Annotated in this window: 24 protein-coding genes; 12 read left to right on the top strand and 12 right to left on the bottom strand. The window is 71.1% G+C overall.

Annotated features, from left to right (window positions below):
• The first annotated feature begins 4 nt into the window (after positions 1–4).
• Genes ACWD2L_RS07090 through ACWD2L_RS07075 form a run of 4 tightly spaced genes read left to right on the top strand, consistent with a single transcriptional unit; the run spans position 5 to position 5,023 of the window.
• Positions 5–874, top strand: a complete 870-nt coding sequence (locus ACWD2L_RS07090; RefSeq protein ID WP_351331831.1) for an NAD(P)-dependent oxidoreductase — start codon at positions 5–7, stop codon at positions 872–874.
• A 13-nt stretch (positions 875–887) separates the two neighbouring features.
• Positions 888–2,444 (top strand): aldehyde dehydrogenase family protein, encoded by a 1,557-nt coding sequence (locus ACWD2L_RS07085; RefSeq protein WP_351331833.1) that lies wholly within the window; start codon positions 888–890, stop codon positions 2,442–2,444.
• Positions 2,445–2,454: 10 nt separating this feature from the next.
• A complete protein-coding gene (locus ACWD2L_RS07080) occupies positions 2,455–3,672 on the top strand; it encodes a M20 family metallopeptidase (RefSeq protein WP_351331834.1) in 1,218 nt (405 codons plus the stop codon).
• A 4-nt stretch (positions 3,673–3,676) separates the two neighbouring features.
• Entirely contained in the window at positions 3,677–5,023 is a 1,347-nt protein-coding gene (locus ACWD2L_RS07075; protein WP_351331836.1) for a DUF3100 domain-containing protein, read from the top strand.
• 40 nt (positions 5,024–5,063) lie between these two features.
• Here the strand turns inward: ACWD2L_RS07075 and ACWD2L_RS07070 are convergent, their stop codons facing one another.
• The 3 genes from ACWD2L_RS07070 to ACWD2L_RS07060 form a co-directional block, all read right to left on the bottom strand.
• Positions 5,064–5,375, bottom strand: coding sequence for a WhiB family transcriptional regulator (locus ACWD2L_RS07070; protein WP_351331837.1), 312 nt, complete (start codon positions 5,373–5,375; stop codon positions 5,064–5,066).
• 141 nt (positions 5,376–5,516) lie between these two features.
• Positions 5,517–7,235 carry an adenine deaminase C-terminal domain-containing protein gene (locus ACWD2L_RS07065; protein WP_351331839.1) on the bottom strand — a complete coding sequence of 573 codons (1,719 nt, stop codon included), beginning with the start codon at positions 7,233–7,235 and terminating at the stop codon, positions 5,517–5,519.
• Between the two features lie 50 nt (positions 7,236–7,285).
• Positions 7,286–8,647 carry an NCS2 family permease gene (locus tag ACWD2L_RS07060; RefSeq protein WP_351331841.1) on the bottom strand — a complete coding sequence of 454 codons (1,362 nt, stop codon included), beginning with the start codon at positions 8,645–8,647 and terminating at the stop codon, positions 7,286–7,288.
• A gap of 268 nt (positions 8,648–8,915) precedes the next feature.
• Between ACWD2L_RS07060 and ACWD2L_RS07055 the strand changes: the two genes are divergently transcribed.
• Entirely contained in the window at positions 8,916–9,893 is a 978-nt protein-coding gene (locus tag ACWD2L_RS07055) for a LacI family DNA-binding transcriptional regulator (RefSeq protein WP_351331843.1), read from the top strand.
• Between the two features lie 24 nt (positions 9,894–9,917).
• Here the strand turns inward: ACWD2L_RS07055 and ACWD2L_RS07050 are convergent, their stop codons facing one another.
• Genes ACWD2L_RS07050 through ACWD2L_RS07030 form a run of 5 tightly spaced genes read right to left on the bottom strand, consistent with a single transcriptional unit; the run spans position 9,918 to position 14,667 of the window.
• Positions 9,918–10,730: an MOSC domain-containing protein gene (locus tag ACWD2L_RS07050; protein ID WP_351331845.1), complete on the bottom strand. Its 813-nt coding sequence runs from the start codon at positions 10,728–10,730 to the stop codon at positions 9,918–9,920.
• A 16-nt stretch (positions 10,731–10,746) separates the two neighbouring features.
• The gene (locus ACWD2L_RS07045) at positions 10,747–11,733 is read right to left on the bottom strand and encodes an aliphatic sulfonate ABC transporter substrate-binding protein (RefSeq protein ID WP_351331847.1); all 987 of its coding nucleotides are present in this window, start codon (positions 11,731–11,733) and stop codon (positions 10,747–10,749) included.
• Positions 11,734–11,781: 48 nt separating this feature from the next.
• Positions 11,782–12,591, bottom strand: coding sequence for an ABC transporter ATP-binding protein (locus ACWD2L_RS07040; protein WP_351331849.1), 810 nt, complete (start codon positions 12,589–12,591; stop codon positions 11,782–11,784).
• On the bottom strand, positions 12,588–13,400 hold the full coding sequence (locus tag ACWD2L_RS07035) for an ABC transporter permease (protein ID WP_351331851.1): 813 nt from the start codon (positions 13,398–13,400) through the stop codon (positions 12,588–12,590). Before ACWD2L_RS07035 ends, ACWD2L_RS07040 begins: the two co-directional genes overlap by 4 nt.
• 19 nt (positions 13,401–13,419) lie before the next feature.
• Entirely contained in the window at positions 13,420–14,667 is a 1,248-nt protein-coding gene (locus tag ACWD2L_RS07030) for an ROK family transcriptional regulator (protein ID WP_351331998.1), read from the bottom strand.
• 302 nt (positions 14,668–14,969) lie between these two features.
• Here ACWD2L_RS07030 and ACWD2L_RS07025 point away from each other — a divergent pair, with 302 nt between their 5' ends.
• The 3 genes from ACWD2L_RS07025 (at position 14,970) to ACWD2L_RS07015 (ending at position 17,056) form a co-directional block, all read left to right on the top strand.
• Positions 14,970–16,292: a family 43 glycosylhydrolase gene (locus tag ACWD2L_RS07025; RefSeq protein ID WP_351331853.1), complete on the top strand. Its 1,323-nt coding sequence runs from the start codon at positions 14,970–14,972 to the stop codon at positions 16,290–16,292.
• A gap of 108 nt (positions 16,293–16,400) precedes the next feature.
• Positions 16,401–16,607 (top strand): DUF2180 family protein, encoded by a 207-nt coding sequence (locus tag ACWD2L_RS07020; protein WP_351331855.1) that lies wholly within the window; start codon positions 16,401–16,403, stop codon positions 16,605–16,607.
• Complete coding sequence (locus tag ACWD2L_RS07015; RefSeq protein ID WP_351331856.1) at positions 16,607–17,056, top strand: Fur family transcriptional regulator; 450 nt, start codon at positions 16,607–16,609, stop codon at positions 17,054–17,056. Before ACWD2L_RS07020 ends, ACWD2L_RS07015 begins: the two co-directional genes overlap by 1 nt.
• A gap of 47 nt (positions 17,057–17,103) precedes the next feature.
• On the opposite strand, the gene ACWD2L_RS07010 is transcribed toward ACWD2L_RS07015, so the two are convergent.
• Both ACWD2L_RS07010 and ACWD2L_RS07005 read right to left on the bottom strand, forming a co-directional pair.
• Positions 17,104–18,084 carry an MASE1 domain-containing protein gene (locus tag ACWD2L_RS07010; RefSeq protein WP_351331858.1) on the bottom strand — a complete coding sequence of 327 codons (981 nt, stop codon included), beginning with the start codon at positions 18,082–18,084 and terminating at the stop codon, positions 17,104–17,106.
• A gap of 112 nt (positions 18,085–18,196) precedes the next feature.
• Positions 18,197–19,042, bottom strand: a complete 846-nt coding sequence (locus ACWD2L_RS07005; RefSeq protein ID WP_351331860.1) for a PP2C family protein-serine/threonine phosphatase — start codon at positions 19,040–19,042, stop codon at positions 18,197–18,199.
• A gap of 205 nt (positions 19,043–19,247) precedes the next feature.
• Here ACWD2L_RS07005 and ACWD2L_RS07000 point away from each other — a divergent pair, with 205 nt between their 5' ends.
• The gene (locus ACWD2L_RS07000) at positions 19,248–19,325 is read left to right on the top strand and encodes a 50S ribosomal protein bL37 (RefSeq protein WP_370443954.1); all 78 of its coding nucleotides are present in this window, start codon (positions 19,248–19,250) and stop codon (positions 19,323–19,325) included.
• A gap of 181 nt (positions 19,326–19,506) precedes the next feature.
• Complete coding sequence (locus ACWD2L_RS06995) at positions 19,507–19,830, top strand: hypothetical protein (RefSeq protein ID WP_351331862.1); 324 nt, start codon at positions 19,507–19,509, stop codon at positions 19,828–19,830.
• 5 nt (positions 19,831–19,835) lie between these two features.
• Here ACWD2L_RS06995 and ACWD2L_RS06990 read toward each other — a convergent pair whose 3' ends face one another.
• The gene (locus ACWD2L_RS06990) at positions 19,836–20,654 is read right to left on the bottom strand and encodes a phytanoyl-CoA dioxygenase family protein (RefSeq protein WP_451187661.1); all 819 of its coding nucleotides are present in this window, start codon (positions 20,652–20,654) and stop codon (positions 19,836–19,838) included.
• A gap of 157 nt (positions 20,655–20,811) precedes the next feature.
• On the opposite strand from ACWD2L_RS06990, the gene ACWD2L_RS06985 reads away from it, so the two are divergent.
• Positions 20,812–21,711 carry a helix-turn-helix domain-containing protein gene (locus tag ACWD2L_RS06985; protein WP_351331864.1) on the top strand — a complete coding sequence of 300 codons (900 nt, stop codon included), beginning with the start codon at positions 20,812–20,814 and terminating at the stop codon, positions 21,709–21,711.
• Here ACWD2L_RS06985 and ACWD2L_RS06980 read toward each other — a convergent pair.
• Complete coding sequence (locus tag ACWD2L_RS06980; protein WP_351331866.1) at positions 21,632–22,096, bottom strand: TetR/AcrR family transcriptional regulator; 465 nt, start codon at positions 22,094–22,096, stop codon at positions 21,632–21,634. The genes ACWD2L_RS06985 and ACWD2L_RS06980 overlap by 80 nt on opposite strands.
• 72 nt (positions 22,097–22,168) lie before the next feature.
• On the opposite strand from ACWD2L_RS06980, the gene ACWD2L_RS06975 reads away from it, so the two are divergent.
• Positions 22,169–23,704 carry a glycoside hydrolase family 18 protein gene (locus ACWD2L_RS06975; protein WP_351331868.1) on the top strand — a complete coding sequence of 512 codons (1,536 nt, stop codon included), beginning with the start codon at positions 22,169–22,171 and terminating at the stop codon, positions 23,702–23,704.
• Positions 23,705–23,759: the final 55 nt, after the last annotated feature.

The following is a 23,759-nucleotide window of genomic DNA, read 5'->3' as shown; positions in this document are numbered from 1 at the left end:
ACAGATGAGTAAGCACATCGCCGTCGTCGGCCTCGGGTCGATGGGCGGTGCCATGGCCACCGCTCTGGTCGCCGCCGGCTGGCAGGTGCGTGGGTACGATCCCTCCGCCGCGGCGCGGGCCACCGCGCAGGATGCCGGTGTCGACGCCGTCGACACGCTCGAGCAGCTCGCCGGCACGCCGTACGTGGTGCTGTCGCTGCCGTCGGCCCAGGTCGTCGAGGCGAGCCTGCCCGTCCTGCTGTCGCAGCCGGGCACGGTGGCCGTCGTCGACACCACGACGTCGCAGCCCGACATCTCGGCCGCGTGTGCGGTGCTCGCCTCCCAGAAGGGTGTGTCCTTCGTCGACGCGCCCGTGTCCGGTGGCCGCACCGGCGCCGTGGCCGGTCGGCTGACCGCGTTCGTGGGCGCCGAGGCGGACGCCCTCGATGCCGCGCGGCCCGTCCTGGACGCGCTCACCGGCGGCCAGTTCCGGCACCTCGGCGGCCCCGGCTCGGGCAACGTGGTCAAGCTGCTCAACAACATGCTTGCCGCGGTCAACCTGGTGGCGGTCGGCGAGGCACTGGCCGTCGCGAAGTCCTACGGCGTCGACCCGGCCGCCTCCGCTGCGGGCATCAGTGGCGCGTCCGGTGCCAGCAAGGCGTCGGCCGCGATGTATCCGGACTGGGTGCTCAGTGGCACGTACGACTCCGGGTTCTCGCTCGGGCTGATGGCGCGCGACGCCGCCCTGGCCGTCGAGACCGCCAAGCAGCGCGGTGAGACACCCCAGTTGCTGGCTGCCGCGAGCGAGCGGTGGCAGGAGGCCCTGGCCGAACTGGGCCCGGCCGCCGACTTCTCCGAGATAGCCCGCACCGTCGCACCGACCCTCACGCGTTAAGGACCGACGCACCATGAACAGCACCGCTTTCTCCATCGCCTCGGCCACCTCCGGCGCCGCCACCGCCCGCGCCGCCCTGGACGCCCACTTCCCGCAGGGACTCGGCTCGTTCGTCGACGGCCATGTCGTCCCCGGCCGCGGCGAAGCCGTCCGCCTCACATCCGCCGCCACCTCCGAGTGGGTGGCCGATTACGCCGACGCCGGTACGGAGGGCGCCGACGCCGTCCTGACGAGCGCGGCCCGCGGGGCCGAGGTGTGGGCCGCCACCGACCCCTTCGAGCGGGCGGCGATCCTGCGTGAGGTCTCCCGCAGTGTCGCCGAGCACGTCGAGGAACTCGCCGCGCTGGAGTCCGCGACCACCGGCAAGCCGATCCGCGACACCCGCGGCGAGGCCGCCAAGGTCGCCGAGATGTTCGGCTACTACGCGGGCTGGGCGGACAAGCTGCTCGGACACACCATCCCGGTCCCCGGCAACTGGCACACGTACACCGAGCGGGTCCCGTGGGGTGTCGTCGTGGCGATCACTCCGTGGAACGCGCCGCTGTTCACCGGGGGTTGGAACTCGGCGGCGCCGCTCGCCGCGGGCAACGCCGTCGTCGTCAAGCCCAGCGAGTTCACCCCCGCCTCCACGGTGCGCCTGGCGCAGCTGGCACACCAGGCCGGTCTGCCGGACGGTGTGTTCAACGTCGCCACCGGCCTGGGTTCCACGGTCGGCGCCACCCTCACCAGCGACGCGCGTGTGGGGAAGGTGTCCTTCATCGGCTCGGTGGGCACGGGGCGGCGGGTGGCCGTCGCGGCGGCGTCCGCGGGCATCCCGACGGTCCTGGAGCTCGGCGGCAAGAGCGCCAACATCGTGTTCGCCGACGCCGATCTGGACCGGGCGGCGGACGGGGCCGTGTCCGCGATCTTCTCCGGGGCCGGGCAGTCGTGTGTGGCCGGTTCGCGGCTGCTGGTGGAGCGGTCGGTGCACGCCGAGTTCGTGGCACGTGTCGCGGAGCGAGCGGCCCGGCTGCGGGTCGGCGATCCCCTCGACCCGCGGACCGAGGTCGGCCCGATCATCACGGAGTCGCAGTTCGCCACGGTCACCTCGCTCGTCGAGGCGGGCATCGCGGGCGGCGCCCACCGGGCCACGGCGGCGAGCCTTCCCACCCACGTCACCAACTCGCCACTGACGGAGGGGCGTTGGGTGCTTCCCACTGTGCTGGACGGGGTCAGCCCCGCCAATGTGCTGGAGACCACCGAGGTGTTCGGTCCGGTCGTCGGCGTCGACTCCTTCTTCACCGAGGCCGAGGCCATCGAGCGCGCCAACGCCACCACCTTCGGCCTTGCCGGAGCGGTGTGGACCCAGGACGTCGCGCGGGCCCACCATGTGGCTCGCGCGGTGAAGGCAGGTACCTTCTGGATCAACTCGTACAAGACGATCCACGTGGCCGTGCCCTTCGGTGGCTTCGGTGACTCCGGGCACGGCCGGTCCTCCGGCCCCGGCGTACTGGACGAGTACACCCAGACCAAAGCCGTGTGGACCCCCACGCGTGCCGCCGGTTCCCCGTTCCCGTCGCTGAGCTACTGAGGAGTCCTCGATGAGCCAGACACACACCGTCGCCGAAGGCGACCGACTCAAAAAGGACACCTCGGCCGGTGTCACCAACTGGCAGAGCCGGGTGCTGTCGCTCGCCCGCGGCCTGCACGCCCGGCCCGAGCTCTCCTTCGAGGAGACCGAGTCCGCCGCGGCGATCACCGCTCTGCTCGCGGAGGGCGGGCTCACGGTCGAGCACGGGACCGGTGGCCTGCCCACCGCGTTCACGGCGACGGCGGGCAGCGGCGACCTGACCGTGGCGCTGTGTGTCGAGTACGACGCGCTGCCCGAGGTCGGCCACGCCTGCGGGCACAATCTCATCGCCGGGGCGTCGGTCGCCGCGGCCCTCGCCCTGGCACCGTACGCCGACGAGTTGGGCATCACGCTCAAGGCCATCGGCACCCCGGCCGAGGAGCACGGCGGCGGCAAGTCGCTGCTCCTGGAGTCGGGCGCGTTCGACGGTGTGGGCCTGGCCCTGATGGTGCACCCGGTGCAGGACGGTGTCTCGTACAACCCGGCGGGGACCACCGCGCAGGCGGTCGGCCGCTACCGTGCCGTGTTCTCCGGACGTGCCGCGCACGCCGCGGCCGCGCCCCACCAGGGTGTGAACGCGGCCGACGGTGCCACCCTCGCCCAGGTCGCCATCGGGCTGCTGCGCCAGCAGATCCCAGGCGACCATCGGGTGGCCCTGTTCGTGTCGGAGGCGGGCGTGGCCACCAACATCATCCCCGAGCGGGCCGTCGTCGACTTCGAGTGCCGCGCGTTCACGCTGCCCGAGTACGAGGCGCTCCTCGCCCGCGTACGGCGCTGCTTCGAAGGGGCGGCGCTCGCGAGCGGCACCGAGCTGGCGATCGAGGCGACCGAGCCACTGTACGAACCGCTCGTGCAGGACGAGGCGTTGGCCGGGTACTGGACGGCCGCGATGGAGTCGTTCGGGCGTGACACCACGTCCGGCGGCCGGCTCGGCGGCGGGTCGACCGACATGGGCAATGTCAGCCAGGTCATCCCGAGTCTGCACCCCTGGCTGAGCATCCCGGGGGCCGAAGTGCCCATCCACTCCCACGGATTCACCGCGGTCGCCGACACCGACGCGGCGTACGGGCTGATGCTCGAAGCGGCCCGCGCGCTCGCCTGGACCGTCGTCGACGCGGCGAGCGATCCGGAGCAGCGCGCCCGGTTCGTCGAGGCCGCCTTCCACCGTGACATCAGAAGGGCCGGGTGACGACATGTCCACCCTCGTCAAGCCGAACGACCGCGGCACGCGGACCCGTCAGACGCTGCCCATCGCCGGGCTGGCCCTGGTGATCGCGCTGGTCGTGCAGTTCATCGGTGAACTCGACATCGACCTGGGCATCGGCTCCATCATCATCTTCCCCATGGTGTGGGGCCTGTTGCTGGGTCTGCTGGTGTCGATCCAGAAGTTCCGGCCGCTCGGCATCGACCTGCAGAAGGTGGCGGCGGCGCTCGTCGGTGTCGCCGTGATGATCCTGGTGGCGCGGCTGGCGTTCAACATCGGTCCGAGTCTGCCGACGCTCGCCGACGCCGGTCCCGCGCTGCTGCTCCAGGAGATCGGGCATCTGCTCGGCACGGTCGCCATCGCGCTGCCGCTCGCCGTGCTGCTGCGCATGGGCAAGGCGACGGTGGGTGCCACGTTCTCGCTGGACCGCGAGCCGTCGTTCGCGATGGTCTCGGAGAAGTACGGTCCCGACTCCGATCAGTACCGCGGTGTCCTCGCCATGTACGTGTTCGGCACGATGTTCGGAGCGGTCTTCATCACGCTCCTGACCTCGCTGGTGTCGAACTGGAACATCTTCGACCCGCTGGCCCTGGCGATGGGTGCCGGTGTCGGTTCCGGGTCGATGATGGCGGCGTCCTCGGCCAGTATCGTGGCCGCCTATCCCGGCGACGAGCAGGCCATCCTGGGGATGGCCGCGGTCTCCAACCTGATCACGACGATCCTCGGTGTCTACGTCGGCATCTATCTGGCGCTGCCGCTGGCCGACCGCTTCTACCGCTTTCTGACGCGTGGCGGGCGTACGGAGGCGGCAGTGACCGCACGGACCGAACCGGTCGAGACGGAGCAGAGCGCGGCGGAGAACCGCGCCTTCCGCGAGCAGGTGGCCTCTGCGGCGGGTGAGATCAAGCTCCCGCTGTGGCTGTCGCTCGGTGTGCTGACGGTGCTGGGCATCGGCACCGCCTCCGTCGCGGCGGGGCACCTCGGCCTCGACATCATCGGCGGTTACGCCGTGCTGCTGGCCCTGGTGCTGGTCGGGATCGTGCTGGCCAAGGTCAGCCGGAAGGTCTCGGCGATCGTGTGGATCACCACCGTCGGCGCGTACGTGTCGAGTCCGTGGTTCTTCGCCTCGGACACACTGAACCGCCTGGTGTCGTCGGTGGACTTCCTGTCCATCGCGACGATCATGCTGACGCTGGCGGGGCTCTCCCTCGGAAAGGATCTGCCGCTGCTGCGCCGCATCGGGTGGAAGATCGTCCCGGTCGGGCTCGTGGCCATCACCGCGTCGTTCCTGCTCTCGGTCGTCATCGCCGAGTTCACGCTCGGAGCGTGGGGTTAGGGCCTGTCGCTCTGGGTCGGGCCCTGGCGGGCAACGCCCCTCACGACACCCCCGCATGCACCGCTCGGACAGGCCGCTCGTGCTCGGCGCGGGCGGCCTCGAGCAGCTGTCGCCACGAGGTGACGGTCGGCCGCCGACGCAGCAGCGCGCGACGCTCGCGCTCGGTCATCCCGCCCCAGACCCCGTGCTGGATACGCTGATCCAGCGCGTGGGCCAGGCATTCGGTCTTGATCACGCATCCGCCGCAGATGCGCTTGGCGCTGCTCTGCGCGGCTCCCTCGACGAACAACTCGTCCGGGTCCGTTGTCCGGCAGGCCGCCTGATCCCACCTGGAAAGCTGCTCTTCGCGCACTGCTGCCGCCCCCTTCTCCGTGTCGCCTCTCAGCGTAGCCGAGTCGTCACTTTAGGCCATACGTGCAGGCCGCGCACCCCACCCCCTCTGAACACATGGTCAATTGACGATTCGAAACGGACAAATGGTGCGTCGTTGCGGTCAGTTACCCGTCGTCGCCCCTACGGCCTCACGGCGCACGACGTCGACCAGCGAGCGGTCGGTGATCTTGAGGGCGGGTGACACGGCGAGGGTCAGGGTCGACACACTCATGAACGGGTTGAGGTGGCGCCAGCCCCAGCTCTCCAACGCGCCCCGCACCGCGGCCGCCTGGTCGGCGACGTCCCCGGCCGGGCGGGCCGACAGCACACCACCCACGGGCAGCGGCATGCGTGCCGCGATCGACTCGCCCTCGGCCCCGGCGACCACGGCGACGCCTCCCCCGTCCGCGACGACGGTCGCCGCGGCGGCGGCCATGGCGGCGCGGGAGGTGCCGATGGTCAGCAGGTTGTGGCTGTCGTGGGCGTACGTCGAGGCCACTGCGCCGGAGGTCAGCTCGCGGCCGAGGAGGGGCGCGAAGACCGCACCCTGACGCCCGTAGCGGTTGCGGACGCGCACGAGGGTGGCGCGGCCCTCCCACTGCACCTCGCCCCCGTGGACCGGGAGTTGGACCTCGGCTTCCTCGGTGTAGGTGTCCCGTTCGTTGACCCGCATGGCACGGAAGGTGTGCACCCCGTCGGGCAGTTCGACGGTCCAGCGGAACGTGTCGGCGTCCTGCGGTTCGACGTCGATGCGACTGCCGAGCGGTGTGACGGCCGGGGCGTCACCGACCTCCTCCGAGCGGGCGGGCACGCCGCCCCGGCCCACCACGTGGCCACCGGACAGCACCAACTCCGGCTCGAACGCGGCGAGTTCGCCGCGCAGCAGCACCAGGTCGGCGCGCTTGCCCGGCGAGACGACGCCGCGGTCGTGGAGGCGAAGGCGCTGAGCGGGCGTCCACGTCAGCGCCTTCAGGACGACGTGTGCGGGGAATCCGGCGGCCACGGCCACCCGTGCGATGTGGTCGAGGTGGCCCTTGTCGACGATGTGGTCGGCGGCGAGGTCGTCGGTGACCAGGCACAGCGGCGGGAGCTGCGGCAGGGCGAGGAGGGCATCGGCGGCCTCTTCGGTGAGGCACTTCTCCTGAAGCATCATCGTCATGCCGAGGCGGGCCTTCTCCAGGACCACCTCGGTGCGGTTCTTGGTGTGGTCCGAGTCGACGCCGGTGGCGAGGTAGGCGCTGAGTTCGGCTCCGGTCAGGTTCGGGCAGTGGCCGTCCAAAATGACGTCCTGCGCGCGGGCGGCGGCGGTGATCTCGTGCATGCGGCGGTCGCCCGCGACCACGGCCCGGTAGTCCATGACCTCGCCGAGCGCGATCACCCCGGGCCAGCGGAGCATCTCCGCGATGTCGTCGGCGGACAACGCGGCCCCGGCGTGCTCCAGGCCCTCCAGGGCGGGCACGCACGACGGGACGCCCCACAGTTGGGTCTGGGCGGTCTCCCGGCCGGCGTCGATCATCCAGCGCATGGCGTCGCGCCCGGCGACGTTGACGATCTCGTGCGGGTCGGCGAGCACGGTCGTCGTGCCGCGTGCGAGTGTCACCGCGGCGAATTCCTGCGGCGTCAGGAACGCGCTCTCGATGTGCATGTGCGCGTCGACGAAGCCGGGGACGACGAGCATGCCGCTCGCGTCGATCTCCTCGCGGGCGTCGGCCGGGGTGCCGGGGGGCAGCACCGCGCTGATCGTCTCGCCTCGTACGAGGACGTCCGCGGCGAACTCCTCGCCGGTGAAGGTGGACACCACGCGCCCACCGCTGATCCGGAGGTCGTGCTGCTCACTCATGGGGTCGTGCTCCTTCGGAAGGGGTGCGTCACTCGGTGTGGGGCAGGCCGTCACGGGACGAGTGTGTAGAAGTAGTAGCCCAACGGGACCATGACGATCCACAGCGGCCAGGGCACCTCGCGGACCCGGCCGCTGACGGTCTTGACCAGGACGTGGGCCGCGAGCCCGACCGCGATGCCGGTACCGAAGTTGCCGAAGAACAGCGTGGTCGCGACGGTGAGGGCCGCCGGGATCGCGTTGGTCGGGTCCTTGAAGTCGACGTTCTTGAGGGCCCCGAGCATGTTCAGGCCGATGTACATCAGCACGGGCGCCGTGGCCGCCGAGGGGATCAGCGTCGCGAACGGTGTGACGAGGAGCAGCAGGCCGAAGCCGCAGGCCGCCCACACGGAGGCGAGGCCGGTCTTGCCGCCCGCGTCGGCCGCGGCCGACGACTCCAGGTAGGCCGTCATCGACGGGGCGCCGACGGCCGAACCACCCATCACGGAGACCGAGTCGACGAGGAAGGGGCGCCGGGAGCCGGGGATGTTGCCGTCCTTGTCGAGCAGCCCGGCGCGGCCCGAGACGGCGAGGAGCGTGCCGGTCATGGAGAAGAACTCGGACACGAAGAAGGCGAAGATGTACGGGAAGTACTCCGGCTTGAGCGCGCCGAGGATGTCGATGTGGAAGAGCAGCGGTCCCGGCGAGGCGGGCGCGGCGAAGAGGCTGGAGGGGACGTCCGTGACACCGAGCGGGATGCCGACGATCGTGACGGCCGCGATGGTGATGAGGAAGGCGCCGGGCACCTTGCGCGAGGCGAGCGCGGTGAGCAGCAGCAGGCCGCCCAGGGCGAGCAGTCCGGCGGGCTTCGACAGGTCGCCGACGGCGAGTGCGGCCTTGTCGGCGTTGCCGACGACGAGGTCGGCGTCGCGGAAGCCGATGAGGGCGATGTAGAGGCCGAGGCCGCCGCTGATGGCGTACTTGAGGTTCATCGGCATCAGGCGCGTGACGAGGTCACGGATGCCCAACAGGGTCAGTACCAGGAAGGCCACGCCGGACCAGAACACCATGCCGAGCGCCGTGTCCCAGGGGACGTGGTCCTGGCCGACGATGGTGAAGGCGATCAGCGCCACCCCGCCGAGGCCGGGCGCGACGACGAACGGGAGGTTGGCGACGAGGCCCATGGCCAGGGTCGCGAGCGCGATGGCGATGATGACGGCGGTGGTCGCGGCGCCGTGCGGCACGCCGGCGCCCGCCAGCTGGCCGGGGACCACGACGACGGCGTAGGCGGCGGCCATGAACATCGAGGCGCCGGCGACGAGTTCCGTACGGGGGCTGCTGCCGCGGCCACGGACGCGGAAGAGCCGCTCGACGAGCGACGCGGACTCGGGTGCGGCGTCGGCCTGCTCGCCGGAGGGCGGAGCGGTGGTGGACATGGGGACCTCGGCGGGATGAGGGGTGGGCAGGGGCGGTCCGCGGCGACGTCGGCGCGAGGCATACGCGGGGCGTGCGGGCACCCGGCTGGGTACGGTCTCTGCAACCGGTCTCTGCAACCGGTTGCAGAGACCGGTTGCAGGTATCATGACACGGCATAAAGGGAAAGTGAACAGCGGCCCGGGTGAAACCTCGGGACACCGGTCCTGGCACCTCGGTCGGGACCAACCGGCCGGGACCACCGGTTGGGACGGCGAGCAGGGGGCAGTAGTGGCGACGCTCTTGGATGTGGCGCACGCGGCGGGGGTGTCGAAGGCCACCGCCTCGCGGGCGTTGCACCGCCCCGACATGGTCGCGGAAGGCACCCGGCTGCGGGTGCGGGAGGCCGCGGACCGGCTCGGTTTCCAGCTCAACGCCGCGGCCCGCGCCCTGACCACGGGCCGCACGGGGCTCATCGGCCTGATCGTGCCGACGCTCTCCAACCCCTTCTTCGCTCCCCTGGTCATCGGGGCGCAGCAGGCGGCGGAGGACACCGAGAGCCATCTGCTGATCGCCGTGTCCGAGTACGACGCGGAGCGCGAGGCCGCCCTCGCCGACCGGCTGTCCGAGCAGGCCGACGGGCTGATCATGGTGACTCCGGTCGGCACGGACGCGGCGCTGCGCGAGCGCTTCCGGCGCCGCCCGCTGGTGCTCGTCGACCGACAGGTGGGGCGGCTGCCCGCCGTCGTGGCGGACACCGCGGCGGGCCTGGCCGAACTCCTCGGCCACCTGCTTGACCTCGGCCACCGCGAGATCGCCTACGTGTCCGGGCCCGCGGGCTCCTGGGCGGACGAGCAGCGGCGCTCGGCCCTCACCGCGCAGGCCTCGAATGCGGGCGCCCGCGTGCATGTGCTGGGCCCGCTGCCGCCCACGTTCGACGCGGGCATCGAGGCCTCGCGCTCCCTGCCGGGCGCTGCCACGGCCGTCCTCGCGTACAACAGCTATCTCGCGTTGGGGTTGCTGCACGGGCTCGGTTCGACCGGGCGGCGTGTTCCCGAGGACATCAGCCTGGCGGCGGCGGACGACCTGAGCACGCTCGGGGCGACGACGCCGCCGGTGACCGCGTTGGACGTGCCGTTGCGGGAGGTCGGCACGCTCGCCGTGACCCGTCTGCACGAATTGGTCGGCGGGCAGCGGCGCACGGTGACGTCCCGGGTGCCCGCGGCGCCGGTGCTCCGCGCGTCGACGGCGCCGCCGCGGGTGTCCTGACGGGTATGCGTGGCGGGCGGCCCCTCAGCGGCTCAACGCCGCCTGCGCCGCGTCGAGTTCCAGGGTGTCGCCGAGTGCGATCCGGCCCGGTGTCACCACGTCCGCGTACACGCCGAACAGGACGCCGCGGCCCAGCGTGCTCTGGCCCAGGCCCCGGTAGCCCTTGATCAGGGACAGGGCCCGCACTCCCCCGGAGCCGTCGACCGGGTCGCGGTTCACCGCGCCGCACCGTTTCACCGGGCCCTCGACGCGCAGCACCGCCCCGCCGACGCGCACCGTGCGGCCCTGCCAGGTGTCCTCGGCGTGGGGCGCGCCGCCTGAGAAGCCGAGCGTCATGCGGAAGCGACGCCTGTCGACCGCGTCGAGGTCGGACCTGCGGGCCAGTTCGTCCACGGAGGCGTCGCCGAGCAGGGTGACGGGCCGCAGGTCCACGCCGCCGTGGTCGGTGTCGGGGCGTACCAGGCGGACCGGTTGTCCCACGCGGTCCGCCAGGAGTTCGGACCACGGGCCCTCGACCACGCGTCCGGGGACCGTGTGGTGCCGGAAGAAGTCGACCTCCAGCGCGCCGCCGAGACGCACTTCGCCGGTGACCGCGGTGCCGTCCGGGCAGGTCACGGTCAGCGTCCCGGACTCCGCCGCGTAGTGGGCGGTGTGTCCGGCCCAGGCTCCCGTGCGGGTCATGGACAGCAGGTTGCCCTCCGCGTCCACCATGAGGAAGGCCCGGTCGCCCGCGACTCCCGTTCTCGTCAGCCCGATCTCGTCGCGCGGCACGACCCCGAGTCCCTTGATGGCGGTGGTCGTCAGCGAGGTGACCTGGAGGGCTGGAACGGGTGTCATGTGTCGGTGCTCCCTTTTACTTGGCGTACGCCTCCGAGTACAGGTCGGCCACGTAATACTTCCCGGGGTCGGTGTTGTCGTCCAGTTGCTTGTTGCGTACGAAGAAGTCACCGAGCTTCTTGAACCACGTGTCCACTTCCCCGTTCTTGGTCTTGGCAACGAGGTCCTTGGTGGAGAGTGTCTCGACGTGTGAGGCGTCGGCCTTGGCCTGGGCCTCGGTGACCTGGAGCATCTTCGCGGTGAGGGCGATGGTCTCCTCGGGGTGTTCCTGGCGCCAGTCGTTGGCCTGCTGGAGCACCTTGATGACCTTCTTGTTCTTCGCCTCGGGCACCTTGTTCCCGGCGACGAACGCGGTGGGGAAGGAGTCCTTGGTGTCCTTGGTGCTCGCTATCTCGTGCAGGCCAGGGACCTTCTTCTTGATGGTGTCGATGGCGGGGTAGAAGAAGCCGGCGCCGTCGATCTTTCCGGAGGAGAAGGCGGAGACGATGGTGGACGGGTCCATGTTGACCTTGGTGATGTCCTTCGTCGTCATCCCCGCCTTCGCCAGGGCGATGTTGAGGATCATGTCGCCGGAGGTGCCCTCGGGCACACCGACCCGCTTGCCCTTGAGGTCCTTCATGGACTTCATGCCGGGCTGCCCGATGACACGGTCGGCATACGTGAGGGTGTCCACGGCGATGACCTTGGACTTGCCGGAGGCGGGCAGCCACATGGCGCCGGGGCCGATGTATCCGTAGTCGAGGCTGTCGGCGCTGAGGGCCTGGATCTGCACGGGGCCGTTGTTGAAGGCCCTCACCTTCGCGGTCAGGTCCGCCTTCTTCCACAGGTTCTGCTTCTCGGCGATGGCTAGGAGGCTGGCGCCGTTGTAGTCGGCGATGTAGCCGAAGCGGACCGTGTTGTCGTCCCCCGAACCGCTGCCGGAGCAGGCGGTGACGGAGAGCGAGAGCATCAGGGCGGCGGGCAGCGCCGTGAGTGTGGTGCGCCTGAACCTGTTTCTGGGCATGCTGGATGTCCTCTCGGGGTGGTACGTGCGAGCGGGGGTGATGGTGTGTCAGGCGGCGTTGGTCGGTGCGTCCTGGTGGTAGACCGAGGTCCACACCTCGTTGCGGATGCGCCGGAACTCGGTGGACAGGCGGATCTGTTCGGTGCGCGGGTAGGGCAGGTCGACCTCGACGACGCGGTGGATGCGGCCGGGCCGCGCGGCCATCACCACGACGCGGCTGGCGAGGTAGACCGCCTCGTCCACGTCGTGGGTGATGAACAGGACGGTGCGCTTCTCCTGGCTCCAGGTCGCGAGGAGCTGGTCCTGCAGCTGCACGCGCGTCAGGGCGTCGAGCGCGCCGAACGGCTCGTCCATCAGCAGGACTTGGGGGTCGACCGCGTAGGCGCGGGCGATGGCGCAGCGTTGCTTCATGCCGCCGGACAGCGTCTTCGGCAGGGCGTCGGCGAACTCGTCGAGTCCTACGAGGGTGATGGCCGCTTCGGCGCGGCGGCGACGCTCCGCGGTGGGTACGGAGGCCAACTTGAGCCCGAACTCCACGTTCTGGCGGACCGTCAGCCACGGGAACAGCGCGTACTGCTGGAAGATCACGCCGCGGTCGGGTCCGGGCCCCGACACGGGGGTGCCGTCGACGAGGACGGCGCCGGAGTCGGGGTCCTGGAGGCCTGCGGCCATGCTCATCAGGGTGGACTTGCCGCAGCCCGAGGGGCCGACGACCGTGACGAACTCCTGGTCGGCGATGTCCAGGCTGATCCCGTTCAGCGCGGTGAAGGTGGTCCCCTTGAGCGGGAAGGTCTTCACCACGTCCCGGAAACTGATCTTGCTGTCGGTCGTCCCGTGGTGTGCTGTCTTGCCGTTCATCGACGCTCCTGCCAGCCGGTGAGCCGCCGTTCGGCCAGCAGTAGCAGCCGGTCCATGACGAGTCCGAGCACACCGATGGAGATCAGGGACACGAAGATCGTGTCCATTTCGAACCAGGTGGACGCCTTCTGCATCCGGTAGCCCAACCCCTCCTGCGCGCCAATGAGTTCGGCGGCGACCACGGTCGCCCAGGACGCGCCGAGACCGATGCGCATGCCGACGAGGATGAACGGGGTGGAGGCGGGGACGACCACCTTGGCGAAGATGGTCCGGTCGGATGCGCCGAGCACCCGGGCCGCGTTGATCAGCGTCTTGTCGACGTCGACGACTCCCTGGAAGGAGGAGACGACGCAGGACATGAACGAGGCCAGGAAGATCACGGCGATCTTCGGCACCTCGCCGATGCCGAGCAGCACCACGGCCAGCGGGATCAGCGCGAGCGGTGGGATGGTGCGGAAGAACTGGATGTACGGCTCGACCAGGGCGCGCACCGTCGGGTACCAGCCCATGAGGAAGCCGACCGGCACCGCCGCGAGCACGCCGAGGGCGTAGCCGGACAGGACGCGGCGCAGGCTGGCGAGGGTGTCGTCGGCCAGGGTGCCGTCGGAGATCATGGTGCCGGCCTTCTCGGCCACGGCCGCCGGGGTGGGCAGGTTCTCGACCCAGCCCAGGGCGGCGACGACGGCCCAGACGGCGATTCCCGCCGCCACGGCCACGACGTTCAGGATCAGGGGTCTGCCGCGGCCGCGGCGCGGTTGCTGCCGCGGGGTGTCGGCGGTGGTCTTCTGCGCGGGGGTGATCACAGCCATGTTTTCCTCGCTGATGGCTTCACGCGTGCTCCTCGGAGACGGGCTGCGGATACTGGGTGAGCAGGGGGGATTCGTGGAGGACGAGGGCGATGCCGCCGAGTGCGCTGCCGGCCTCGCCGAGCGTCGCGCGGCGCAGGTCCACGTGAGGGTGGGCCATCGGCATCAGGTGCCTGCGCAGGGTGCGTTCGACCGGGTCGAGGAGGGCGCCTCCCGCCTCGGCGAGTTCGCCGCCGACGACGATGACGCCCGCGCCGACGACGTGGCAGACGGCGGCCAGCACCCCGCCGACGTCGCTGCCGACGCGCTCGAGGATGGCCAGGGCCGTCGGTTCGGCAGCATCGACCGCTGCGAGGAATCCGGCGAGGTCCTCGGCCCGGCCGCCGGATTCCCGGTAGCGGCACAGCACCGCGTCGAGCGAGGCGCGGGTCTCCAGGCAGCCGGTGCCGCCGCATTCGCAGGTGCGGCCCACCGGGTCCACGGTGATGTGTCCGAACTCGCCGGACAGGCCGTACCGGCCGCGGTGCAGTGCGCCGCCGACGACCAGGCCGCCGCCGACGCCGTGCGACAGGCGCAGGTAGAGCACGTCGCTGCTGTCGGCGGCCGCGCCCCAGACCGCTTCGGCGAGGGCGGCGAGCCGGGTGTTGTTGTCCAGCAGGACCGGCACACCGAACCGTTTGCGCAGCAGGTCGGGCAGGCCGTCGATGCCCTGGGCGTGGGCGTGTTCGCTGCCGGGGTCGGCGATCGGTCCGACGACGCCGACTCCGATGGCGGTGAGCGCGTCGAGGTGTACGCCCGAGGATCGGCCCCGGCCATCTGCCTCGCCCGTATCGGCGTCGGGCGGGCCGGTGGCCAGGGCGTCGAGGAGCCGTTCCGCGTGCTCGACGCGTTCGGGCCAGGAGAGGTCCGGGGCGTGCGGCTCGCTCGCCGAACCGACCACTTCATGGGCGAAGTTGACGGCTGCGACGTGCACGGCGCGGCGTGCGAAGTCGATGCCGACCGCCTCGCCCGCGGCCGGGTTGAGGCTGAGTTTCTCCACCGGTCGGCCACGCTTGCGGGTCTCGACCTGCGGAGTGCTCGCGACGACGGCGCCGCTGCCCACCAGGGCGGCGACGATGTCGTGGAGCGTGGTGCGGGAGAGTCCGCTGCGGATGCCCAACTCGGCGCGGCTCAGCGGGCCCTGCTTGCGCAGCAGCTCGAGAACGGACTGCTCGTGGCCGCGCCGGAGCCGCGTCAGCGGGCCGTCGTGTTCGTGCATGCCGCACAGCATGTGAGGGCCGACGATTTTCGTCAATGAGTCGGAACGAAATACTCGCGCCGAACCTCGCCCGGAACACCACTCCCCCGCACCGGACTTGACCTGCGACGACACAGGAGTCCGCACGTAGCGACCGGGCCGCGCGAGGTCCGGGGAACGCCACACGACTGCAACATTCGCCGCTGACCAGCGGCCTTGCCACTGCCGGTCCGCACCTCCCGCACCCATTTATGTAGGTGCTCTTGACTTAAATCGTGAGCACGCTGAAACATGCTGCGCACACCCCAGACCGACCAGCCGAGGAGCCACACCTGATGACCCGGGAAGAGACCAACGCAGCACACATCGCCCGCCGCGGCGTACTGGCCGGCATCGCCGGGACCATGGGGGCGGTGGCACTGCCCGCGGGCTCCGCGCTCGCACAGCCCGACCGGCCCGCACCGGGGCGGCCGTATCCGCCCAACTGGCCGACCCTCGAACCGTATGGGCTCGCGGACACCCGCAAGGACCTCTGGCCGCGCGAGGACAACTCCTTCGTTCTGCCGCTCGAACTTCGGCCGCGCGACCGGGAGTTGGGCCGTGTGTGGATGCGCGACACCTACGTCAACTGCTTCGTCGTGGACGGCCGTCCGCTGTACGTGGCCACCGGCACCACCCGCGTGCCCGGCCTCTCGGCGGCAGGTCCCTGGAACGACGGCATCTTCGTGTGGACCGCCCCGTCGCTGCACGGCCCGTGGCGCCTCGCCGACACCACCGGCATCCGGCCCGGCGCCGAGCGCGGCAAGGTCTGGTCGCCGGAGTTCGTGGACGAGAACCGGCCGGGACGCACGGTGGTCGCGCCGTGGCAGGAGTACTGGCACGACGAGCAGTTCGGCAAGCGGGCCAACGCCTGGGCGCCCGAGCTGCACCGCTTCCGCGGCAAGTGGTACATCGTCGCGTGCATGGGCGACCACTCCCAACTGGTCGGCTCCTTCATGCTGGTGAGCGACGGCGGAGTCGAGGGTCCCTACCGGCTCGTCGAGGGCAATCTCGACAAGCCGTTCGGCGACTCGTTCATCGGCGGCCCCTCGTTCATCGAGCCGGGCGCGTACCACCACATCGACGGCGGCCTCTACACGGAGGGCGACGACGCGTGGCTGGTCCTGCACAACAACCTGTACGCCAAGTTCCGTCCCGACATGGAGGACATCGTCCCGACGACGAACCTTCCGGCGTTCCAGCAGACGCCGTACTCGCCCGAGCCGTACCTGGAGGGCGCGTACGTCTTCAAGTACGGCGGCAAGTACTTCCTGGTGCACGCGGCGTGGGACCGCACCTCGACGGGGACCGACGGCAGCGCGCGGCACGCCTACGATCCGCCGGGCACCGGCCGCACGCAGTACCAGTACGACGCGGTCGTCGCCGTGGCCGACCACCTCGAGGGCCCGTACTCCAAGCGCTGGACCGCGGGTGTCGGCGCCGGGCACAACAACTTCTTCGAGGACCACCGCGGCGGACTGTGGGCGACGTTCTTCCGCAATCCCGCCTTCGGCTACTGGGCGGATCCGTCGCGTTCCGACGACGCCGCGGTGGCCGGTGTCGCACGCCTGGAGTGGACCGGGCCGCAGGGCAACCGCCTGTACGTAAAGCGGACCTAGATTGGACTCGATCCAGACTGGGATCTACTATCAAAGAGACCGAGGTACATATCAGCGCAGCCAGTGACGCCTGCCACCTCCGGTAACAAATCACCACGGAGGCCGCACATGGCTTGTTACGACTGCATCCAGGAAAACCGCTCCGACTCGACCGGCATCGGCATCTGCACCCGCTGCGGCCTGGCCACCTGCCACGACCACGCGCGCGTGCTCGCCACGCACGTACAGCGGGCCAACGGCATGAGCCGCTCGACCAGCCGTCTCGCCGGGCGGCGCGTCGTCTGCCGCACCTGCCTGGCCGCCGAGGCCGCGTAATGACAGGCCAGGACGCGGGCGATCTCCTCAAGCGCAAGGGCCTGCGCAGCACGGCGCAGCGGCGCGCGGTGCTGGCCGCGCTCCAGAGCCGGTCGCACGCGTCCGCGGCCGATCTGGAGGAGTGGATCGGTCGGTCCAGGCCCGAGGGTTCCTCCGCGGGTCTCTCGCGCCAGGGTCTCTACAACGTCCTGGAGGACCTCACCCGTGTCCACCTCGTGCGCTGCATCGAGCCGGCGGGCTCCCCCGCCCGGTTCGAACTGCGCGTGGGGGACAACCACCATCATCTGGTCTGCCGCTCCTGCGGCCGGATCGAGGACGTGGACTGCGCCGTCGGCGCGGCGCCCTGCCTCGACCCGGTCCAGGACAGCGGCTTCACCGTGGACGAGGCCGAGGTCACCTGGTGGGGCCGGTGCGCGGACTGCAGCCGGGCGCCGGAGCGGCCTGTCTGACACCCGGGCCCCGGCCGCGCGGGCCCGGCATCCCTGAGCACGGGGAGTCACCCGTCGGGGGCCTCGGGAGTGCGCCTGCCGGAGGACTCCGTCGGGTCCTCGCCCGCGGCGAGGTGTTCGAGCAGTTCGGCGAGTTCGTTGCAGGCGTGCTGTACGGAGTGACGCATGGCGCGCTGTTCCGTGACGAGCGCGGACAGCAGGAGAGCCGTCAGCGCGACGGCTCCATTGAAGGCCTGGAGCTTGGTCATGACCTCGATGTCGGACAGGTCGAGGAAGGAGCCCCGCAGCTCGTTCGCCGCGTAGGTGCTGAGCACGGACGCGAACAGCGCGCAGAGCATGCTTCCGGCGAGCTCGAAGCGGAGCGCCGCCCAGATCAGCAGCGGGAAGACGAGGAAGAGCATGCCGGGCGAGCTCAGTACGGCGAACGGCACGAGCAGCAGGGTCGCGATCCCCAGGCACCCGGCCTCCACCCAACGCCGAACGGGTATCCGCTGCGTCTCACGCCGGCGGGGCAGGAACGTGCCCCGGAACAGCACGAGCAGCAGCGGAGTCACGAGCAGGACGCCCATGGCGTCGCCCACCCACCAGGCCAGCCACACGGACAGGAAGTCCCCGACGTCCAGGGACCCCGTCCACACCTGGGGCGCGACGCCGGCCGTCGCGCTGATCAGCATGGCGCCGAGCCCGCCGAGGAAGACGAGGCTGGTTCCGTCGCGCAGCCGTGACACGTCGAGCCGGAATCCGACCGCTCGAAGCAGCAGGCAGGCGCAGAGCGGTCCCGCGGTGTTGCCCGCGACGGTGACGATCGTCGTGAGGTCGGGGGTGGTGAGAGAGGTGATCACGAGGAAGGAACCGAAGGCGATACCGGGCCAGACGGCCAGGCCGAACACCAGCAGGCAGGCCACGGCCACGCCGGTCGGCGGCCAGATCGGGGTGACCACCACGCCCTCGACACCTACCTGGCCGAGCAGGCCGAGTCGCCCTGCCACGTAATAGCAGACGGCCACGGCGAGTGCCTTGAGGGCCATCTCCATGACCGGCCTTAACCGCCGAGAAACCACCACTCAGCCATCAGACACCGGGCGGGGCTCCTCGGCCAGGCGAGGCGCTCCGCGCGTGTTCCGCGTGTGTACGGACTCCTCAGCCGGCCGGCGGGCGGCGCCCCGCGGCGTTGACGTCGTGGCCGACGACGAGGACGGCGGCGTCGTCCTCGTGACCCACCGAATCCGCCAGCTTCATCACACCCCCGACGAGTGTGTCGACCCCGAGACCGGCCGCGGCGGTCACCTCGGCGAGCCTTTGCACCTTGCGGAGACCGTCGTCGAGGTCGAGGTCCGGCCCCTCGACGACGCCGTCGGTGGGCAGGACGACCACGCCACCGGTGGTGAGCCGGTGGCAGGCGACGGGGAAGGTGGCGCCCGCCAGGACGCCGAGCGGCGGCCCGCCCTCCTCCTCGTCGATGCCGGACCGGCCGTCGGCGGTGGCCCAGATGTGCGGGATGTGACCGGCACGCGCGCTCTCCAGGGTGCCGGTGGCAGGGTCGAGCCGCAGGAAGGTGCACGTGACGAACAGGTCCCGGTCCAGAGACACCAGGAGGTCGTTGGTGCGGGCCAGCAGTTCCCCCGGATCTCCGGTGACGGAGGCCAGCGCGCGCAGCACGACGCGGACCTGTCCCATGTACGCGGCCGCCTGGATGTTGTGCCCCTGGACGTCGCCGATGGACAGGCCGATGCTCCCGTCGGCCATGGTGAAGGCGTCGTACCAGTCGCCGCCGACGTTGAGTCCGCGGTTGGCGGGCATGTAGCCCACGGCGAGGCGGACGCCCTCGGGGTGGGGCAGATCCAGAGGCAGCATGCCCCGTTGCAGCGCCACCGCCAGTTCGACCCGGGAGCGCTGCAGCTGCGCGAGCTCTTGCGCCCGAGCGGTGAGCGCGCCGAGCTTGGTCAGCAGCTGCTGACCGTCCTCGAGGGACTCGCTGCGGAACATCGTTCCCCCCGTTCCAGGAGATCCTTCCCCACTTTGCCCGCGGACCGCCCCGGTCGCACGTCCGCGTCCGCATCAGAATCACGTGACCCTAGATGATGTGACCCAGAACACACATTGGGCACGCATGATCACGGGTATGCGCACGCACGCTGCCTGGACAGATCCAGGGAGAACGACAGGAAACACCACACCCTGGGAGGTATCGATGTCCTCGAAGCGACGCCGTAAGAAGAAGGCCCGCCGCAAGAACGGCGCCAACCACGGCAGCCGTCCCCAGTCCTGACGACTGACGGCAGCAAGAGAGCGGGGTGGCAGAGCGATCTGCCGCCCCGCTCTCGCGTGTGCCGGTCCGCGTGATCGGCCACGCGCCCGGTCGGATACTGAACGCGCCCGCAGGGGCGTGCGTATCTCTGTGTGACGCACTGCTCGCTACGCGCTGTGAGGCGTGGAGGAGGACCGTAGAGATGTCGGAATCCGGCCAACCACCGCTGCACGCCCTGCCGGACGGTGAGGCGGAACTCGCCGTGGTGTTGCGGTTGACGTGGGAGGACGTCGCCGCGATCGGGCAGGAGGCGAGCAGGCTCGCCGAACGGGCGCAGCGGGCCGTGACGCTGGACGAGGCGGTGAGCCACCGGCTGCGTTCCCGTCCACCCGCCTCCCACGCGAAGCCGCCCCAGCCCAGTGCCGCGGCGCTGACGGTGTCCGTTCCGAACGGCCGCGCCCCGGGCGAGCAGGCCCGGCAGGCCATCGACAAGATCAATGGACGGGCGGGTCCCGAGACGGTGTGAGGTCGTCAGTGCGGGGCCGGTGCGAACTCGGTTCCGCACGGGCCGCCGCCGGTACTCTCCTCCGCGTCCACCGCCTGCCCGTCCATCGTGCGCAGGCCGTAGTAGCCGGCGATGCGCTCGGTGGACCGGCCGACGTAGTGGCAGATGAACGAGCGGCGGAAGCGGTCCGGGGTTCGGTTGGGTCCGGAGCCGTGGACCAGTGTGCCGTTGAAGAAGAGGACGTCGCCGGGCTCCATGTCGACGGGCTCGGGTACGAGGCCGGGGGGCGGCGGCACGTATTCGCGCGCGAAGGACACGCTCGCGTCCGCCTCCTCGGGGCAGAACAGGTCCATGAGGTGGGTGCCGGGGACCACTTCGAGCCCGCCGTTGTCCCGGTCGATGTGGTCGAGGGCGACCCAGGCGGCGATGCAGGTTCCGGGTTCGACCCGGAGATAGAAGTTGTCCTGGTGCAGGGCCTGACCGCGGGCGCCGGGCGGCTTGAAGTAGAACATGCTCTGCGCGGCCAACGGTTCCTCGCCGAAGAGGCCCGCGAGGATCCCCGCGAGGCGCGGGTCGAGCAGTCGGCGCCGCGCCAGGTCGTTGAAGCGGTGCGGCTGCATCACGCGAGGGTGGGAGAGGAGGGGATCGAGAACGGCGCCGGCCGGCTGCGGCTCGGGTTCGAAGTGGCCGGGCACGGGGCCTGCGGCCTGGACGCGCATGAACTCGTCGGTGAGTTCGCGTGTTTCGGCGGCGTCGAAGAGGGCGGGGGCGATCGCGTAGCCACGGGTGCGGAACTCTTCCTGGAAGGCCACTGAGTCGGGGGCGGTGAACTCGCGTCTCTGCACTGGGTGTTCCTCTCGGACGTCGGCTCTCTTGAGATCTCTTGAGCACGCGCGGACCGTGTGCTGGACTGCTGCGCACTCGTGGTCCGCGCGCCAAGCGGTCTGATCCGAAACTACGGCCGGGGGCGGTGGACACCGAATGACGGGCACCAGCGCGCACATGCCTGAAACTGCTGCGGACACACCTTCCCCGCCGGCGCAGTTGCTCGTCGCCTCGCGGTTCTCGCAGCCTGCCGACTACCGGGTGGCGCGCGCCGCGGGCGCCGCCAACTGGCTACTCATGTGGACCGCCGAGGGTCGCGGCCAGGTGCGGGGCAGCGGTCCCTGGATCGCGCAGCGGCCCGGGGACCTCGCCGTGCTCCCCGCCCGCCGCCGGCATGCCTACCGCACCGATCCCTCCGTACGTTCCTGGGGCGGCTGGTGGGTGCACTTCCAGCCGCGCGCGGCCTGGCCGGCCTGGCTGCGCGGGCACGGCCGGGACGGTGGGGTGTACTGCGTCGCGGGCGTGCCCGCAGCGGCGCGTGGCCGGGTCGACGCGGCCTTCCGGCGGCTGCACGCCGACGCCCGCTGGGCGGACGGGGAGGCGCCGCCGGGCCAGGATCCGGCGGGCATCGCGATCGCCTCCGCCGGGCCCGGCAGGGAACTGGCGCTCGGCGCGATCGAGGAGGTGCTGCTCCTGGCCACCGGATCCACCGCCGCCGCGGGCCGGGCGGCCGCGGCTCCGCACGATCCGCGCATGGGGCAGGCCGACGCGATCATCGCCGCGGACCCGGGCGGCGCGCACACGGTCCGCTCCCTCGCCCGCCAAGTCGGCCTGTCCCCCTCACGGTTCGCGCACCTGTACGCCGAGCAGAGCGGCCGTACGCCGATGCAGTCGGTGCGCGCCGCGCGCCTCGGCCACGCCCAGCAACTCCTGGACGCCACCGACCTGGACATCGGGCAGGTCGCACGGGCCTCGGGGTTCGCCAGCCCGTTCCACTTCAGCCGCGCCTTCCGGGAACACTTCGGGGTGCCGCCGAGTGTGTACCGGTCGGGCGTTTCGGAGGCACTGTCCGAGTGACAGCCTCTCCGTTCCGGCGCGCCACGGCGCCGGGCAACTTCCTTACGGTTCCGGCCTGTTCGCGTCTCACTGTGCGCGCACGCCGAACATCGCGCGTGCGGTGCCGAGCAGCACATCCGCGTGTCGCGCAGCGGCGCTCCAACTCCGGGTCCTGGGTGAGGGCTTGGACGAGCAGCTCGAAGCGGTGCCACGGGTCCGGTTCGTCGGCCGCCGAGGCCCGCCAGCGGGCGATCAACTTCTCGATGGACCACTCGAAGGCCGCACGAAAGAGGTCGTCGCGTGTGTCGAAGTGGTGCTGCAACGCACCGATGGACACCCCGGCGGCGCGGGCGACTGCAACCTCAACGTCACGTTTCGGCTGGGGCGAGTTGTGCCCGGTGGGCACCGGGCGGACACAGGTCGGGCACAGCGCCTACGATGTGCCGCCGTGCCCCGCACCCGATCGTGAAGGACCCGCATGGCGCCCCCGCCCCGAGGCTCCGCCGGCAAACGGCGCAAGCCGCGCACCTCGCCCGCCGCATGGCTGTCAGCGCGTGCGTCCGCCGGCTCGGAACGCACACGGGTCGCCCTGGCCGGCCGCCGCACCGGCGTGCTCGTCGCCGGTGGCGCGCTACTGGTGGCGGGCACGGTCGGCGGCGCCCTGCTGGCCACGGGCGGCGCCGAACCGGCCGCTCTGACCGCGCGCTATCAGGGCACGGCGACTACGCACGGCGCCTTCTCCGGCCGGTACGTGATCCACAACGCCGGCGGCTCCGCGACCTCCGACTGGAAGCTGTCCTTCAGACTGCCGAAGGGCTCGACCCTGTCGTCCCTGTCGGGCGCGCGCTACGTCGCGAAGGGCCGGCACGTGACCGCCGAGGCCCGCCTGGGTGCCGCCCCGCTCGCCGCCGGGAAGTCGCTCACCCTCGCCCTCAGGGTCCGCTCGACAGCCGGCGCGCGGCCCACGGACTGTTCCGTCGACGGCACCCCGTGCACCATCGGCGCGATACCCGCCCCGAACCCCGGCGACAGCACCTCGCCGTCACCGAAGCCCTCCCGCTCCGCGCCGAAGAAGCACACACCAAAGCCGAAGCCCACCGCCCCATCCGGGCCGGTCTCGTTCGCCCCGTACGTCGACACCTCCCTCTCCCCCGCCTTCGATCTACCCCGGGCCGCCCGCCGCACGGGCGTGAAGACCTACACCCTCGCCTTCGTGAAGCCCAAGGGTGACTGCACCCCGCAGTGGGGCAGGTCGACGCTCGACGGTGACCCGGTCGCCGCGAAGATCGGGGCACTGCGCTCGGCAGGCGGCGACGTACGTGTCTCCTTCGGCGGGCAGAGCGGCAACGAACTCGCCCGCGGCTGTACGTCGATGTCACGGCTCACCTCCGCGTACGAGCAGGTCATCGACCACTACAAGCTCACCAAGGTCGACTTCGACATCGAGGGCGACGCGCTGACCGACCGCACGAGCGTGGACCGGCGGAGCCGGGTCGTCGCGGCGCTGCAGCGCCAACACCCGGGCCTGGACGTGTCGTTCACACTCCCGGCGCTTCCCCGTGGCATCACCGCGGACGGCCTCTCCCTGCTGCGCAACGCCAAGAAGCACGGCGTCGACATCGGTTCCGTCAACGCCATGGCCATGAACTTCGGCTCCTCCCCCGCGCCGCACCCGCGCGGCCGGATGGGCCGGTACGCCATCGACACCGCCCGGTCCACGCACTCCCAGCTCAAGGGCATCATCGGCGGCTCGGACAGCTCGGTGTGGAAGCACGTCGCCGTCACCCCGATGATCGGTGTCAACGACATCGACGAAGAGGTCTTCACGCTCTCCGACGCCGCCGAGCTCGGTGCGTTCGCCCAGTCCAAGGGCATGGCCTGGGTCTCCCTGTGGTCGGCAGCCCGCGACCGCGCGTGCCCCGATGGGCCGGGCGGCCCCGCGGCGGCGACGTGCAGCGGTGTGCGCCAGTCGACCGACGCGTTCACGAAGGCCTTCTTGTCACACATGCGTTGACGTGGGACGACGCGCCAACCAACCCCGCACATTTGGTCGTTGCCGACCTCTTGAC

The sequence above is a fragment of the Streptomyces sp. NPDC002754 genome (assembly GCF_053592315.1).
The sequence above is the reverse complement of the archived record's forward strand: the minus strand, read 5'-3'. Positions and strand labels throughout refer to the sequence as shown.